This is a genomic window from Pelomonas caseinilytica (assembly GCF_021353235.1).
GTDB classification, from domain to species: Bacteria; Pseudomonadota; Gammaproteobacteria; order Burkholderiales; family Burkholderiaceae_C; genus Pelomonas; species Pelomonas caseinilytica.
Genome location: NZ_JAJTWT010000005.1, coordinates 373,079 through 387,201 on the forward strand (window position 1 = coordinate 373,079; position 14,123 = coordinate 387,201).

At 69.9% G+C, this 14,123-nt stretch carries 17 protein-coding genes; 5 read left to right on the forward strand and 12 right to left on the reverse strand.

What is annotated here, in order from left to right; translation table 11 throughout:
- Positions 1–112: 112 nt before the first annotated feature.
- Complete coding sequence (gene flgC / locus LXT12_RS14530) at positions 113–529, reverse strand: flagellar basal body rod protein FlgC (protein WP_233392900.1); 417 nt, start codon at positions 527–529, stop codon at positions 113–115.
- A 22-nt stretch (positions 530–551) separates the two neighbouring features.
- Entirely contained in the window at positions 552–965 is a 414-nt protein-coding gene (gene flgB / locus LXT12_RS14535; RefSeq protein ID WP_233392901.1) for a flagellar basal body rod protein FlgB, read from the reverse strand.
- A 144-nt stretch (positions 966–1,109) separates the two neighbouring features.
- On the opposite strand from flgB, the gene flgA reads away from it, so the two are divergent.
- The 3 genes from flgA to LXT12_RS14550 all read left to right on the forward strand — a co-directional run bounded on the left by flgA (position 1,110) and on the right by LXT12_RS14550 (position 2,682).
- A complete protein-coding gene (gene flgA / locus LXT12_RS14540) occupies positions 1,110–1,808 on the forward strand; it encodes a flagellar basal body P-ring formation chaperone FlgA (RefSeq protein ID WP_233392902.1) in 699 nt (232 codons plus the stop codon).
- Between the two features lie 138 nt (positions 1,809–1,946).
- Positions 1,947–2,279: a flagellar biosynthesis anti-sigma factor FlgM gene (gene flgM / locus LXT12_RS14545; RefSeq protein WP_233392903.1), complete on the forward strand. Its 333-nt coding sequence runs from the start codon at positions 1,947–1,949 to the stop codon at positions 2,277–2,279.
- A gap of 10 nt (positions 2,280–2,289) precedes the next feature.
- Positions 2,290–2,682, forward strand: coding sequence for a hypothetical protein (locus tag LXT12_RS14550; protein ID WP_233392904.1), 393 nt, complete (start codon positions 2,290–2,292; stop codon positions 2,680–2,682).
- Between the two features lie 64 nt (positions 2,683–2,746).
- On the opposite strand, the gene LXT12_RS14555 is transcribed toward LXT12_RS14550, so the two are convergent.
- From LXT12_RS14555 to kefF, 5 genes are all read right to left on the reverse strand, one after another.
- Entirely contained in the window at positions 2,747–3,178 is a 432-nt protein-coding gene (locus LXT12_RS14555) for a DUF1841 family protein (protein ID WP_233392905.1), read from the reverse strand.
- 12 nt (positions 3,179–3,190) lie between these two features.
- Complete coding sequence (locus LXT12_RS14560; RefSeq protein ID WP_233392906.1) at positions 3,191–4,411, reverse strand: type II toxin-antitoxin system HipA family toxin; 1,221 nt, start codon at positions 4,409–4,411, stop codon at positions 3,191–3,193.
- Positions 4,395–4,673: a helix-turn-helix domain-containing protein gene (locus LXT12_RS14565; protein WP_233392907.1), complete on the reverse strand. Its 279-nt coding sequence runs from the start codon at positions 4,671–4,673 to the stop codon at positions 4,395–4,397. The genes LXT12_RS14560 and LXT12_RS14565 overlap by 17 nt, the downstream gene beginning before the upstream one ends.
- A 65-nt stretch (positions 4,674–4,738) precedes the next feature.
- Positions 4,739–6,574, reverse strand: a complete 1,836-nt coding sequence (kefC, locus tag LXT12_RS14570) for a glutathione-regulated potassium-efflux system protein KefC (RefSeq protein ID WP_233392908.1) — start codon at positions 6,572–6,574, stop codon at positions 4,739–4,741.
- The gene (kefF, locus tag LXT12_RS14575) at positions 6,571–7,227 is read right to left on the reverse strand and encodes a glutathione-regulated potassium-efflux system oxidoreductase KefF (RefSeq protein ID WP_233392909.1); all 657 of its coding nucleotides are present in this window, start codon (positions 7,225–7,227) and stop codon (positions 6,571–6,573) included. Before kefF ends, kefC begins: the two co-directional genes overlap by 4 nt.
- 51 nt (positions 7,228–7,278) lie before the next feature.
- Between kefF and LXT12_RS14580 the strand changes: the two genes are divergently transcribed.
- Positions 7,279–7,734, forward strand: a complete 456-nt coding sequence (locus LXT12_RS14580; protein ID WP_233392910.1) for a MaoC family dehydratase — start codon at positions 7,279–7,281, stop codon at positions 7,732–7,734.
- A 51-nt stretch (positions 7,735–7,785) separates the two neighbouring features.
- On the forward strand, positions 7,786–8,691 hold the full coding sequence (locus LXT12_RS14585) for a DUF808 domain-containing protein (protein ID WP_233392911.1): 906 nt from the start codon (positions 7,786–7,788) through the stop codon (positions 8,689–8,691).
- Between the two features lie 16 nt (positions 8,692–8,707).
- Here LXT12_RS14585 and LXT12_RS14590 read toward each other — a convergent pair whose 3' ends face one another.
- From LXT12_RS14590 to LXT12_RS14610, 5 genes are all read right to left on the reverse strand, one after another.
- Positions 8,708–9,547, reverse strand: coding sequence for a segregation and condensation protein A (locus LXT12_RS14590; protein ID WP_233392912.1), 840 nt, complete (start codon positions 9,545–9,547; stop codon positions 8,708–8,710).
- A gap of 6 nt (positions 9,548–9,553) precedes the next feature.
- Positions 9,554–9,757: a DUF3460 family protein gene (locus LXT12_RS14595; RefSeq protein WP_233392913.1), complete on the reverse strand. Its 204-nt coding sequence runs from the start codon at positions 9,755–9,757 to the stop codon at positions 9,554–9,556.
- Positions 9,758–9,774: 17 nt separating this feature from the next.
- Positions 9,775–11,427, reverse strand: coding sequence for a SulP family inorganic anion transporter (locus tag LXT12_RS14600; protein WP_233392914.1), 1,653 nt, complete (start codon positions 11,425–11,427; stop codon positions 9,775–9,777).
- 140 nt (positions 11,428–11,567) lie between these two features.
- The gene (gene metG / locus LXT12_RS14605; protein ID WP_233392915.1) at positions 11,568–13,613 is read right to left on the reverse strand and encodes a methionine--tRNA ligase; all 2,046 of its coding nucleotides are present in this window, start codon (positions 13,611–13,613) and stop codon (positions 11,568–11,570) included.
- Positions 13,614–13,667: 54 nt separating this feature from the next.
- A complete protein-coding gene (locus tag LXT12_RS14610) occupies positions 13,668–13,847 on the reverse strand; it encodes a hypothetical protein (RefSeq protein ID WP_233392916.1) in 180 nt (59 codons plus the stop codon).
- Positions 13,848–14,123: the final 276 nt, after the last annotated feature.

Below are 14,123 nucleotides of genomic sequence, written 5' to 3' on the forward strand. Positions count from 1 at the left end.
GCCGCGGCGCCGAAGGCCGCCGCGACATCCAGCAGCAGCCGCGGAACCGGCTTTGCCGGGCCGCTGGTTGCGCCCCCTTGAGGGGGGAGGCGCGAAGCGCTTCGGGGGTGGGTCATGACTGGCCGAGTTGCAGGGTCTTGAGCAGCAGGTTCTTTGCCGTGCTCATGACTTCGATGTTGTTCTGGTAGGACCGTGACGCCGAGATCATGTTGACCATCTCTTCCACCGGGTTGACGTTGGAATAGGTCACGTAGCCGTCGGCATCGGCCTGCGGATGCTTGGGGTCGTGCACGCGGCGGCCGGGGGTCTGATCCTCGGTGATGGTGCTCACGCGCACGCCGGCGTTGCCGCTGTCGTTGCCGGCGCCCATCAGCTGGGTCTGGAAGACGACCTGGCGGGCCTTGTAGGCCTGGCCGTCGGGGCCGGCCACGGTGTCGGCGTTGGCCAGGTTGCTGGCCACCACGTTCAGGCGCTGGCTCTGGGCGCTGACCGCGCTGCCGCTGACACTGAAGATCTGGAACATCGACATGGCTCAGTCCTTTCCTTGGCCGTCAGCCCTGGTTGGGCGACTTCATCGAGTCCAGCGTCGTGCGCACGGACGCGTTGATGAAACGCAGCGTGGCCTCGTACTTGACGGAGTTGTCAGCGAAGCTGGCGCGCTCGCGGTCCATGTCGACGCCGTTGCTGTCGAGGTTGGTCTGGGCCTGCAGCGCATAGACCTTGCCGCTCTCGCCGCGGGCGCCGGCCAGGGGGGCGATGTGCCCGGCCTGGGTGGTCGCCATGGCGCCGGGCGTGCCGACCTCGCCGGTCGCCTCGCGCAGCGCCCGGGCGAAGTCGATGTCGCGGGCCTGGTAGCCCGGCGTGTCGGCGTTGGCGATGTTGCTGGCGAGCAGGCGCTGGCGCTCCGCCCGCAGCGTCAGGGCCTGGGTCTGGAAGTTCAGCGTGTCGGTGAGTCGGTTCAGCATGGTGGTCCCCTCGCGTTGCATGGCCGGGGCGGGCCTTCTCGCAAATTGTTCTGCCGCAGGCCCCGAAACATGAGCGGGATAAGCAGGGCCAAAGCCGCTCAATTCCGACCCAGCGCGCCTCCCGCCATCTCTAGAGTGGCGGCCATGCTGCGTGCCACCCTGCTCTTCGTCTGCCTTTGCGCTGCCGTGCTCACGGCGCGGGCGCAGACCGCCCTCGACCCGGCGCTGCTGGAGCGGGTGCGCGCGCTGGCCGAGACCGCGGCCCGCGCCGCCGCGCCGGCCAGCGCCCGCGTGGCCGTGGAGATCGGACAGCTGGACGCGCGGCTGCGCCTGGCGCCGTGCGCACAGGTCCAGCCCTATCTCCCCCCGGGCATGTCCATGTGGGGCCGCACCCGGATCGGGCTGCGCTGCACCGAGGGCAGTACCCGCTGGAACGTGACGCTGCCGGTGCGCGTGGCCGTCTTCGGCAAGGCCGTCGTCGCCACCGGGCCGCTGCCGGCCGGCGTGAATTTGTCTCAAGACCAGCTGGCGATGGCCGATATCGACATTGCGGCCGAACCCGGCGCCGTCTTCACCGAGCCCGGCCTGCTGGTCGGCCGGGTGCTGGCGCGCCCGCTTGCAGCGGGCGATGCCGTGCGCGCGCCGGCCCTCAAGTCGCGCCAGTGGTTCGCCGCCGGCGAGACCGTGCAGGTCCTCGCCGTCGGCGAGGGCTTCTCGGTGGCGTCCGAGGCCCAGGCCCTCGGGCCGGGCCTGGAAGGCCAGGACGTGAGGGTGCGCTTCGAGAGCGGCCGCGTGGCCAGCGGCCGGGCCGTGGGCGAGCGGCGAGTGGAGCTGCTGTTGTGAGCAAACTGCCACGGATCGCCGGAACTGGCCGGAAAAACCTCCCAAATCCCGCTCAAGATCCTCGGCTGGCGGCCGATACAGGAGGAAACTCCCCTGCAGTGCCCGCCGCGGGGCCCGCCCCGCACCCTGGAGAAGCTCATGAAGATCGGTAACAGCCACGACGGCAGCGTCAGCCCCCCGAAGGCCGAACGCGCCACCTCGCGCAAATCCGAGGCCACGGCCACGACCGGCAACATCCAGCATCCGGCCAAGTCGGCCCCGGCCGCCAGTGCCCAGGTCGCCATTTCCAGCGCCGCCAAGCTGGCCGCCGCCGGCACCGGTTCCGACGACGGCAGCTTCGACGCAGCCAAGGTCCAGCGCATCTCCCAGGCCATCAGTGAGGGCAAGTTCACGGTCAACGCCAGTGCGATCGCGGACAAGCTGGTCGCGAATGCGCAAGAATTGCTGAACGCGCGTGCCAACAAGCATTGATCGACCCTCCATGACCGCCACTGCCACGTCCACCCCGCTCGGCGCCGAGCTCGAAGCTCCGCTGCTGGCCGTCGAGGCCGCGCTGAACCAGCTCGGCGACGCCCTGGCCCGGCGCGACGCCGCCGGCATCGAGCAGCACGCGGCCGAACTGCACCAGCACCTGGCCTGCGCCGTGCAGACCTTCAGCGCCGCCGCCCGCACCGGCGGCGTGCCCGCGGCCCTGCGCAACCGCCTGGTGCGCGCCGGCGGCCTGCTGGCCGCCCAGCGCGAAGCCCTGGCCCGCGGCAATGCCTCGCTGGACCGCGCTCTGGACGTGCTGATCCCCAGCGAACCCACGGGCCTCTACGGCGCGGGCGGCAAGGCCGAGCGCCGCACCGTCGGCGGCGGCAGCTATCAGGCCTGAGGCGTCCGCGCCCCATGATCAAAAGCCACCCTCGGGTGGCGTTGTCGTTTTCGAGGCCGGGGGCTCAGCGCGTGGCCGCTTGGCGCACCTTGTCGAGGTAGGCGTGCCCGTCCGGCGGCAGGCCGCTGCGCTGCGAGGCCCAGATCATCTCGCCCAGAGCCTCCATGGCCGTGTGGTGGGCTTCGTGCCTCGAATTGCGCCGGGCCGAGAGCAGGTCGACGGCCTGGCGGATGCCTGCGGGCTGGTCGATGGCATGCTGCTCCGTGATGGTCAGGTGCATGGACAGGTGCAGAAAGGGGTTGGTGCGCCCCTCTTCCACGGTGTAGACCTTTTCCAGCGCGCCGGCCTCGTCGGCCAGGTCGGCGTGGTACTCGGGATGCTCGGCGATCCAGTCCGCCGCCAGCGCCTCCATGGGCGTGAGCGGCAGTCCGTCACGCCATTTGCGGTAGGTGGCGCAGAAGAAGCGCCGGACTTCGAGCTGGGAGGGGGCGAACATGGGCGGATTGTCTCAGCGGGCGTAGTCCATGCCCCGAGCCCACATCCCTGCCATGCCGTCCAGCAGGGCTTTCGGGATGCGCTCGTCCTGGTGGGCTGCGGCGAGCGTGTCGCGCAAGGCTTCGGCGATGCGGGCCAGTACCGGCGCCGGCTGGGCCACGCCGCAGGCCTGCCGGCCGAAGCGCAGGAGTTCCTCCGTGGTCGGGTAGGCCCGCGTCTGGCCACGGCCGGCGAACAGGCGCAGGGCCAGGGTTCGGTCCTCCTCGTCCTCGCCGCCGGTCCAGCGCTGGTAGCGGTAGATGGCCGTGGTGACGACGTCGTACATCGGCGCCAGGCGCGCACCCCAGGACTCGTCGTAGCCGACGCCGAAGTTCTTCAGGTGACCGTCCCCGTTGCGGACCATGATGGTGAAGGCCACCTGCTCGAAGAAGCGTGCGAGGTCCACCGCGGGCAGGGCCAGCGCCTTCAGCACCTGGGACACCGTCTCGTAGCTGCCGTGATATTTGCGGTCCGACAGGGTGTCACGCACGGACAACCCCATCAGCGCCGCGACGTCCTCGAAGCCCAGGCGGCGGCCATCGGGCTGCAGGTCGAAGCGGTCGAGGATGAGCAACTGGCCGTCGTCCGACAGGGCATGCCCGGGCACGGCGATGCCGGCGCGCGACGCCGCCTGCAGGCACAGGAACTCATTGGCCGCGAGCCCTGGATAGGCTTGCGAGCCGGCCTTGACGATGAGGTTGGGCACCGGGATGGACGCGCGGTCGGGCAGCATGAGCTTGGGCTGCACCCCCGCGATGCCGAGGCCGCTGGACAGGTAGGCCGCCACCAGGTCGTCGAACACCGCCTGGCTGTAGGGCAGGCGGAGCAGCTGCTCGCGCGACATCGGCACCGGCGGGGGTGCAGGCGGCGCCTCGGGCAGGTGGAAGCCCAGCCGGCCGATGCCGTTCTCGCCGATCAGGCCGAGCAGATGCATGGGCGTGAGCGGCTGCTTGGGATACAGGGCCCGCACCCGCTCGAAGAGATAGCCCTCCGGCAGGTTCTGGTCCATCACCGGGAACAGGGCGCTGCTGCGGTAGAGCAGCTGGCGCGGCGGCATCAGCAGGCCGACCGAGGGCTGGGTGTCGTCATCGCGGCGATAGCTGAAGACGAGCTGCGACTCGCGCCGCAGGTCGCCGCAGGGGGCGCCGTTGAGGTCGACCCGCAGGTGGCGGATGCGCTCAGGCAGCGTCGTCATCGTCGAGCGCTTCCGCACCGAAGCGGCGCTGCATCTCCGCCAGGGTCGGCATGCCGGCGGGCTGCAAGGCGAGGCTGAGGCCGAGGGCGCGCAGGATGTCCAGCAGGGCGCTGACCGTCACGTCCTCGCCACGTTCGAGGCGATAGAGGATGTCGCGGCTGCGGCCGGCGCGTGCGGCCACCTCCACGGCGGTCAGCGCCAGTTGCTGGCGATGGCGCTTCACGGCGGCGCCGAGGTCGATCGGCAGGCGTATGGTGTCCATGATTCAGGACATTTTCGCCGGAACAGGCTTGAAATGTCCAGAAATCAGGACGCGCCTCCGGCCATTCAGCCGTCCTGCCGGTCCCAACCACCCCGCTGCGCCCTTCTGTGCGCCTCCTCCGCCTCGCGCTCGGCGGCAAGGAGCTGGTCGAACTGCTGGCGGCCCAGCTTGGCGGCGGCGATCAGGGCGTTCTCGTCGCGCTGCAGGGGCACCATGCTTTCGAGCAGTTCGATGTTGTGGCGCCGAAAGCGCATGGCCTGGCGGCGGGCGGCGTGTGGCTCCATGCCGGTCAGCTCGAGCACGCTGCGGGCGCTCATCAGCGCGGCATCGAAGGTCTCGCGCTCGACGTGGCTGACGCCGAGTTCACGCAGCCGGTAGTAGTGCTGCACGTTGCGGGCGCGGGCGACGACGGCGAGCTCCGGGAAGTGCTCGCGCGCCAGCTCGGCGAGGGTCAGGCTCTGGGCGATGTCGTCGATGGCGATGACGAGGATGCGCGCCGTGGCCGCCCCGGCGCTCTTGAGCAGGTCCAGCCGGGTGGCGTCGCCGTAGTGCACCTGCCAGCCGAAGCGGCGCAGGCTCTCGATGGCTTCGGCATCGTGGTCCAGCACGGTGGCCTCCAGGCCGTTGGCCCGCAATAGCCGGCCCACGACCTGGCCGTAGCGCCCGCTGCCGGCGATGAGGATGGGTGCGGGCGGCGGCGGGGCGTCGTCGCGCGGGTGGCCGGCGCCCAGGCGCGCGAGCTTGCGGGACATCAGGCCGTCGCCCCCCGCCAGCAGCAGCGGCGTGAGCGCCAGCGACAGCGCCACCGCGGCGACCAGGGCCGAGTTCTGGGCCGCGTCGATCATGCCTTCGCCCTGGGCCAGCTGGAAGACGACGAAGCCGAACTCGCCGCCCTGGGCCAGCAGGATGACGAAGGCCGGCCGCTCCACCAGCGGGACCTTCATGGCCCTGGACATCGCCGCCAGCACCAGCGTCTTGCAAACCAGCAAGGCCACCAGCACGGCGGCCACCAGCCCCGGCTGGGCCGCGACGGCGCGCAGGTCCAGCCCCATGCCGACGGCGATGAAGAACAGGCCCAGCAGCAGGCCCTTGAAGGGCTCCAGGTCGGTCTCCAGCTCGCGGCGGTACTCGCTCTCGGCCAGCAGCACGCCGGCCAGGAAGGCGCCGAGGGCCATCGACAGCCCCACGAGCTGCATCAGCGCCGCCGTGCCGATGACCAGCAGCAGGGCCGCCGCGGTGAAGATCTCGGGCGTCTTGCTGTGGGCGATCCAGCGCAGGGCGGGGCGCAGCAGCAGCCGGCCGCCGAAGATGATGGTGACGATGGCGCCCACCGCCTTGCCCGCCGCGAGCCAGGTGCGGCCGTCGCCGTCGTCGTGGGCGCCGCTGAGGGCGAGCACCGGCACGAGGGCCAGCACGGGGATGGCGGCGATGTCCTGCAGCAGGGCCACCGACAGGATGCTTTCCCCGGCGGTCGTTCGGCCGAGGTTGCGCTCGGCCAGCACGGCCAGGGCCACGGCGGTGGACGACATCGCCAGCCCCAGGCTCACGACCAGGGACAGCCGCCAGGGGTGGCCCGTGGCCATGCCCACGGCGGTGAGCACCGCCGCGCAGCCCAGCAGCTGCACGCTGCCCCAGCCGAAGATGGGCCGGCGCATGGCCCACAGCCGCTTGGGCTCCAGCTCGAGGCCGACGAGGAAGAGCATCAGCACGACGCCGAGTTCGGCCACCTCGGGAATGGCGCTGCTCTCCGGCACCAGGCCCAGCACCGCGGGGCCGATGAGCACGCCGGCGACGAGGTAGCCGAGGATGGAGCCCAGGCGCAGATAGCGCGCCAGGGGCACGGCGAATACCGCGGCGGCGAGGAAGACGAGGGGCAGGACGAGCCAGTTGCCGTGGGTCATTCGGCGTCTCCGGCATCGAGCGGCGAGAACATCGGTGGCCTTTCGTCCAGGGCCACGGCCTCCTCGTCGCCCACCTCGGGGGCGGCGAGGGACTGGCACCAGTCGGGGTAGTGCAGCAGCCGCTTCGCGAAGAGCTGGGCATGGGCGTCGATGTCGGCGTCGCTGGCGCGGTGGGCGGCGTGCAGGATCTGCGGCGGCAGGTAGTGCATGCCGCAGGTCTTGGCCGACTGCTGGTAGGGCAGCAGGAACTCGTCGATGAGGTGGTGGTTGTGGCCGGTGGGGTTGTAGCTTTCGGGGCCGCCGCCGGTGGAGACGACCAGCCAGAAGTCCTTGCCGTGCAGGGCCGTACCGCCGGGGCCGTAGGCCCAGCCCAGGCGCAGCACCTCGTCCAGCCACAGCTTCTGCAGGGCCGGCATGCTGTACCAGTAGATGGGGTGCACCATGACGACGAGCCGGGCGGCTTCGAGTGCGCGCTGCTCGGCCTCGACGTGGATGTGGAAGTCCGGGTAGAGGCGGTAGAGATCGCGCAGTTCGACGCGGCCGGCGGCCGGCGAGGCGCGCAGCGCCTGCAGCACGGCGCGGGTGGTGTTGGAGCGGCCCAGGTCGGGGTGGGCGGCGAGGACGAGGATGTCGCGGGCGGAACTGTCAGGCATGGCCGGCTAGGTTACCGTGGCCGCACGACAGCCCGATCGTCTTGCACCCCAATGCGCATCTTCGACACTCTCGCCGACCTGCAGCCCCTGGTGGGCCAGCCCCTGGGCCACAGCGACTGGATCACGGTCGACCAGGCCCGCGTCAACGCCTTCGCCGAGGCGACAGAGGACCGGCAATGGATTCACGTCGACCCCGAGCGCGCCCGCGGCGGGCCCTTCGGCGGGCCCATCGTCCACGGCTTCCTGACGCTCTCCCTCATCCCCTATTTCTTCGAGACCGGCTTTTCGGTGCGGGAGACCCGCATGGTCGTCAACTACGGCCTGAACAAGGTGCGCTTCACGGCGCCGGTCCCCGTGGGCAGCCGCCTGCGCGCGGCCTTCCGGCTGCTGGCCCTGGACGAGGTGGCCGGCGGCGCCACGCAGCTCACCGTCGAGGTGGCCATCGAGCGCGAGGGCGCGCCCAAGCCGGTGTGCGTGGCCGAGAGCCTGGCCAGGCACTACCGCTGAGTCCGGCGTCGCCGGATAGCATCGCGGCCTTTCCAACGACGCCGCTGCTCCATGGCCTCCAGCCTCTTCGTCCTGCTCGACGACATCGCCACCGTCCTGGACGACGTGGCCACCATGACCAAGGTCGCCGCCAAGAAGACGGCCGGCGTGCTCGGCGACGACCTGGCCCTCAATGCGCAGCAGGTCACCGGCGTCAACGCCGACCGCGAGCTGCCCGTCGTCTGGGCCGTGGCCCGCGGCTCGCTGCTGAACAAGGCCATCCTCGTGCCGGGCGCCCTGGCCATCTCGGCCTTCGCGCCCTGGGCGGTCACGCCGCTGCTGATGCTGGGCGGGGCCTATCTGTGCTTCGAGGGCTTCGAGAAGCTGGCGCACAAGTTCCTGCACAGCGCCGACGAGGACCGCACCCACCACGAGGAGCACGTCAAGGCGCTCGTCGACGAGAAGGTCGATATGGCGGCCTACGAGCGCGACAAGGTCAAGGGCGCCATCCGCACCGATTTCATCCTGTCCGCCGAGATCATCGTCATTGCCCTTGGCACCGTGGCCGGCGCCTCGCTGCAGCAGCAGCTGATCGTGCTGGTGGCGGTGTCCGTCGCGATGACGGTGGGCGTCTACGGCTTCGTGGCCGGTATCGTGAAGATGGACGACGTGGGCCTGTGGCTGTCGCGCAAGGCGGGTGGCCTGGCCCAGGCGGTGGGCCGTTTGCTGCTGGCCGCGGCGCCGCGGCTGATGAAGCTGCTGTCGGTGCTGGGCACGGCGGCGATGTTCCTGGTGGGCGGCGGCATCCTGGCGCACGGCATCCCGCTGTTGCACCATGCCGTCTCGCAGCTGGCCGAGGGCCAGGCTTGGCTGGCGAAGGCGGTGCTGGAGAACGGCGCCAATGCGCTCATCGGCGTGGCGGCCGGCGCCCTGGTGCTGGCCGGCGTGGTGGCAGTGCAGAGGCTGCGCGGGCGCTGAGGCCGGCGCCCGCCGCTCAGACCGGCGTGTAGGCCAGCCGCACGTAGATCGGCGCGAAGGCCTCGGCCTGGGTGATCTCGAGCAGGTGCTCGCGCGCCAGCTCCAGCATGGCGATGAAAGTGACGACGAGCACGGCCTGGCCCCGCGTCACGTCGAAGAGCTGCTCGAACTCGACGAAGCGCTGGCCCTGCAGCCGGCGCAGCACGATGCTCATGTGCTCGCGCACCGACAGCTGCTCGCGACTGATGCGGTGATGCTGGTTGAGCTTGGCGCGCTTGAGGATGTCGAGCCAGGCCTCGCGCAGGTCGGCGGTGTCGACGTCGGGGAAGCGTGGCGAGAGCGACTGCTCGATGTGGACCTGGGCGCGCAGGAAGTCCCGCCCCAGCTGCGGCAGCCGGTCCAGCCGAGCGGCGGCGAGCTTCATCTGCTCGTACTCCAGCAGGCGCCGCACCAGCTCGGCCCGCGGGTCCTCGGCCTCCTTGCCGTCCTCGGTCTTCTTGGGCGGCAGCAGCATGCGCGACTTGATCTCGATGAGCATGGCCGCCATCAGCAGGTATTCGCTGGCCAGCTCCAGGTTGTGCTGGCGGATCTGCTCGACGTAGCTCAGGTACTGGCGCGTCACGTCGGCCAGCGGGATGTCGAGGATGTTGAAGTTCTGCTTGCGGATCAGGTAGAGCAGCAGGTCCAGCGGCCCCTGGAAGGCCTCCAGGAAGACCTCCAGCGCGTCCGGCGGGATGTAGAGGTCCAGCGGCAGCTGGAACAGCGGCTCGCCGTAGAGGCGGGCCACCGCCACGGTGTCCACCGCCTCGGGCAGGCCCGACTCGACGTGGCTGGGCTCGTCGGCCACGGCGGTCACGGCGGCTTACTTGGCGTCGGTCTGGTAGACGTAGGGCTTCTGGGCCACGCGCGCGGCGTTGAAGTCGGCCTGGGCGGCGCGGTCCTGGGGCTTGTCCCAGAGCAGGGCACGGCCGGCACGCTGCTCGGCTTCCAGGGTGGGGCGCTGGGCCTTGAGCTGCTCGATGAATTGGGTGACTTCGGACTTGTAGGGCTTCCAGAACAGCGGCATGGCGGGGGTCTCTTCGGCTAGGCCGGTGATTTTAGATCGGCGAGCGAGGTGACGATGCCGCCGGCGCCCAGCTCGTCGGCCAAGCCGGCGCGGCGCAGCAGGTCCAGCGGCTGGGCGTTGAGCTGGGCCAGCACCAGCCGCGCGCCACGCTTGGCCAGCGTGCGGTGCAGGTCGCGCAGGGCCTCCATGCCCGAGGTGTCGAGCTGCACGAGCTGGTGCATCTGCAGCACGAGGGTGCGGGTGCCGGGCGGGAGCTGGTCGGGCAGGGCCTCGAGCTTGCCGATGGCGCCGAAAAAGAGGGCCCCGTAGAGCTCGAAGCCCACGCAGCCTTCGGGCACGGCCGTGCTCGCCATGGGCCGCAGCTGGAAGAGCTGGCTCATGCGGTAGACGAAGAAGAGGCAGGCCGTGACGAGGCCCACTTCCACGGCCACGGTCAGGTCAGTCACCACGGTCAGCGTGAAGGTGCCCACCAGCAGCGTGCGGTAGGTGAGGTTGAAGCGCTTGAGCCGCGCGAACTCGTGCCATTCGCCCATGTTCCAGGCCACGACGAGCAGGATGCCCGCCAGCGCCGCCAGCGGCACGTGCACCGCCAGCGGCGCCGCCACGAGCAGGATGAGCAGCAAGACGAGGGCATGCACGAGGCCGGCCACCGGGCTGGTGCCGCCGGCCCGGATGTTGGTGACCGTGCGGGCGATGGTGCCCGTGGCCGGCAGGCCGCCGAAGAGGGGGGCGGCGAAGTTGGCGATGCCCTGGGCCATCAGCTCCTGGTTGGGGTCGTGGCGAGGCAGTTCGGGCGTGAGCCTGTCGGCCACCCGGGCGCACAGCAGCGACTCGATGGCACCCAGCAAAGCCAGGGTCAGCGTCGGGATGACGAGCTGCTGCATGCCGGCCCAGCTCATGGCCGGCCAGGACAGCGCCGGCAGGGACCGCGGGATGCCACCGAAGCGGCTGCCGATGGTTTCGAGCGGCAGCTGCAGCAGGGCCGTCGCCGCCGTGGCGCCGACCAGGGCGATGACGGTGCTGGGCAGCAGGGCCATCCAGCGGCGCACGCCGCTCAGCGGCTTGTCCTGCACGATGTTCTTGGGCCAGAGCAGCACGATGGCCATGCAGGCCGCGGCCATGACCGGGGCCACGGGGTTGAAGCCGCCGAGGTGCTGGTGCAGGGCCCCGATCTGGCCGAAGAAATCGGCCGGCATCTTCTCGATGCGCAGGCCGAGGAAGTCCTTGAGCTGGGCCAGGGCGATGAGCACCGCGATGCCGTTGGTGAAGCCGGTGACGATGGCCACCGGGATGTAGCGCACCAGCGCGCCAAGGCGTAGGGCGCCCATCAACAGAAGTAGCAGGCCGGCCCCCATGGTGGCGATGAGCAGGTTGGCCAGGCCGTGGCGTTGCAGGATGCCGTAGACGACGACGATGAAGGCGCCGGCCGGCCCGCCGATCTGCACGCTGGAGCCGCCGAGCAGCGAGATCAGGAACCCGGCGACCACGGCGGTGGCCAGGCCCTGCTCGGGGCGCAGGCCGGAGGCGATGGCGAAGGCAAGCGCCAGCGGCAGCGCGACGATCCCGACCGTCAGGCCGGCGCCGAGGTCAGCGAGCAGGCGCTCCCGCGAGTAGCCCGACAGCAGCGCCAGGCTGCGCGGGCGGAACGGATGCAGGCGGGGAAGGGGCATGGAACCTCCGGGGGCTGGGACACGACGCGGCGGGCGTCGTGACGGGAGGTCCGCAGTGGTGGCGCTCGGCGATGAAGCGCCGGCGCCGGGTGAGGCCGAGGGTTCCGAGCGGGGTTCGTGGCGTCGCTCGGCTCATGGGCTCAGCGTACCCGCATGCCCGGCTGCGCGCCGGTGTGGGGTTCCAGCACGAAGATGCCGGGATGGGCCTTCTCGTCAGCGTGGCTGGCGGCCAGCACCATGCCCTCGCTGACGCCGAACTTCATCTTGCGCGGGGCGAGGTTGGCGACGAGCACGGTCAGCTTGCCTTCGAGGTCCTCGGGCTTGTAGGCGCTCTTGATGCCGCTGAAGACGTTGCGCAGCCTGCCCTCGCCAGCGTCAAGGGTCAGGCGCAGCAGCTTGTCCGAGCCCTCGACGTGCTCGGCCTTGACGATGCGGGCGATGCGCAGGTCGACCTTGGCGAAGTCGTCGATCTTGATCTCCGCGGCGATGTCCTCGCCGCCGGGGCTGACCTGGACCGGCGCGGGAGCCTCGAACAGGGCCTCGACCTTGGCGAGGTCCACGCGCTGCATCAGGTGCTGGTAGGTGCCGATCTCGTGGGCGCTGAGTGCGCGCCCGGCGTCGGCCCACTGCAGGGGCTCGATCCTGAGGAAGGCCTCGACCTGGGCCGCCAGGGCCGGCAGCACGGGCTTGAGGTAGATCGTCAGCAGCCGGAAGGCCTCGATGCAGACGCTGCAGACGTCGTGCAAGGCGGCATCCATGCCCTGCTGCTTGGCCAGCTCCCAGGGCTTGTGCTGGTCGACGAACTCGTTGACCTTGTCGGCCAGGGCCATGATCTCGCGCAGGGCCTTGCCGAACTCGCGCTCCTCGTACAACTCGGCGATGGCGGCGCTGTGGGCCCGCAGCGTCTCGAGCAGGGCCGAGCCTTCGACGCCGAGGTCGCCGCTCAACCTGCCGTCGAAACGCTTGGTCAGGAAGCCGGCCGCGCGCGAGGCGATGTTGATGTACTTGCCGACGAGGTCGCTGTTGATGCGGGCGGCGAAGTCCTCGGGGTTGAAGTCGATGTCCTCAACCTTGGCGTTGAGCTTGGCGGCGATGTAGTAGCGCAGCCATTCGGCGTTCAGGCCCAGGCTCAGGTACTTGAGCGGGTCCAGCCCCGTGCCGCGGCTCTTGCTCATCTTCTCGCCGCCGTTGACGGTCATGAAGCCGTGCACGAAGACGTGGTTGGGCGTCTTGCGTCCGCTGAAGTGCAGCATCGCCGGCCAGAACAGCGTGTGGAAGTAGGTGATGTCCTTGCCGATGAAATGGATCTGCTCCACCGACGGGTCGGCCATGAAGGCGTCGAAGTCCTTGCCAATCTTGCCGAAGTAGTTCTTCAGCGAGGCCAGGTAGCCGATGGGCGCGTCCAGCCAGACGTAGAAATACTTGCCCGGCGCGTCGGGGATCTCGATGCCGAAATAAGGCGCGTCGCGGCTGATGTCCCAGTCGCTGAGCTTGTTGGCGCCATCCTCGTCGGCGGCGAACCACTCGCGGATCTTGTTCAGCACCTCGGGCTGCAGCCGGCCGGCCTCCTGGGTCCACTGGGTCAGGAAGTCGACGCAGCGCGGATCGCTCAGCTTGAAGAAGTAGTGCTCGCTGCTCTTGAGCACCGGCGTCGCGCCGGACAGCACCGAGTAGGGGTTCTTCAGTTCGGTGGGCGCGTAGACCGCGCCGCAGACCTCGCAGGAGTCGCCGTACTGGTCCTTCGCGCCGCATTTGGGGCACTCGCCCTTGATGAAGCGGTCCGGCAGGAACATGGCCTTGGCCGGGTCGAAGAACTGCTCGATGGTCTTGACCTCGATCAGCTCGTGCTGGCGCAGCGCCAGGTAGACGGCCTTGGACAGCTCGTGGTTCTCCGGCCCGTCGGTGGAGTGCCAGTTGTCGAAGCTGATGTGGAAGCCGTCCAGGTATTGCTTGCGTCCGGCCGCGATGCCGGCGACGAATTCCTGGGGGGTCTTACCGGCCTTCTCGGCCGCGATCATGATGGGCGCGCCGTGGGCGTCGTCCGCGCAGACGAAGTGCACCGTCGAGCCCGCCATGCGCTGGAAGCGCACCCAGATGTCGGCCTGGGTGTACTCCATGATGTGGCCGATGTGGAAACCGGCGTTGGCATAGGGCAGGGCGGTCGTGACGAAAAGCTGGCGGGGCATGACGGCGGGGGCCTTGGTGACAGCGGCGCATGCGCCGCGGGAAAACCGCCGATTCTAGGTTTGCGGCTTGGCCGGATCGGACGGTGCGGTCGTCTCGCCTTCGGCCTGCGGTTCATCGGGCGCGGCGGCCTCGTCAGGCTTGCCGTTGAGCTTGCGCTGGCGCTTCTCTTCGGCCTTGCGTTTCTTGGCCAATTCGCGCTGGCGCTTTTCGTAGCTGTAGTTCGGGGTAGCCAAATGGACTCTCCTTTGAGGATGCGGCCGGCCCAATGTAGCGTGCGCCGAGGCCGCGGGCGCTCCCAAGTTGGCGCCGAAACCTCCACGGCGCATCAACGATCACGCTTAAGTCACTGATTCGTAACAGTTCCGCGAGCTATCCACCGACTCTGTGGAAAACTTTGTGGAGAACCCCCTCGCATCGCCGCCAAACCCTTGTGCGATGCGGCTCCGCTTAGGTTGCCCGTTTTTTGAGCAGCCATGTCGACGCTATATGAATCAATCACTTAGCGGCTA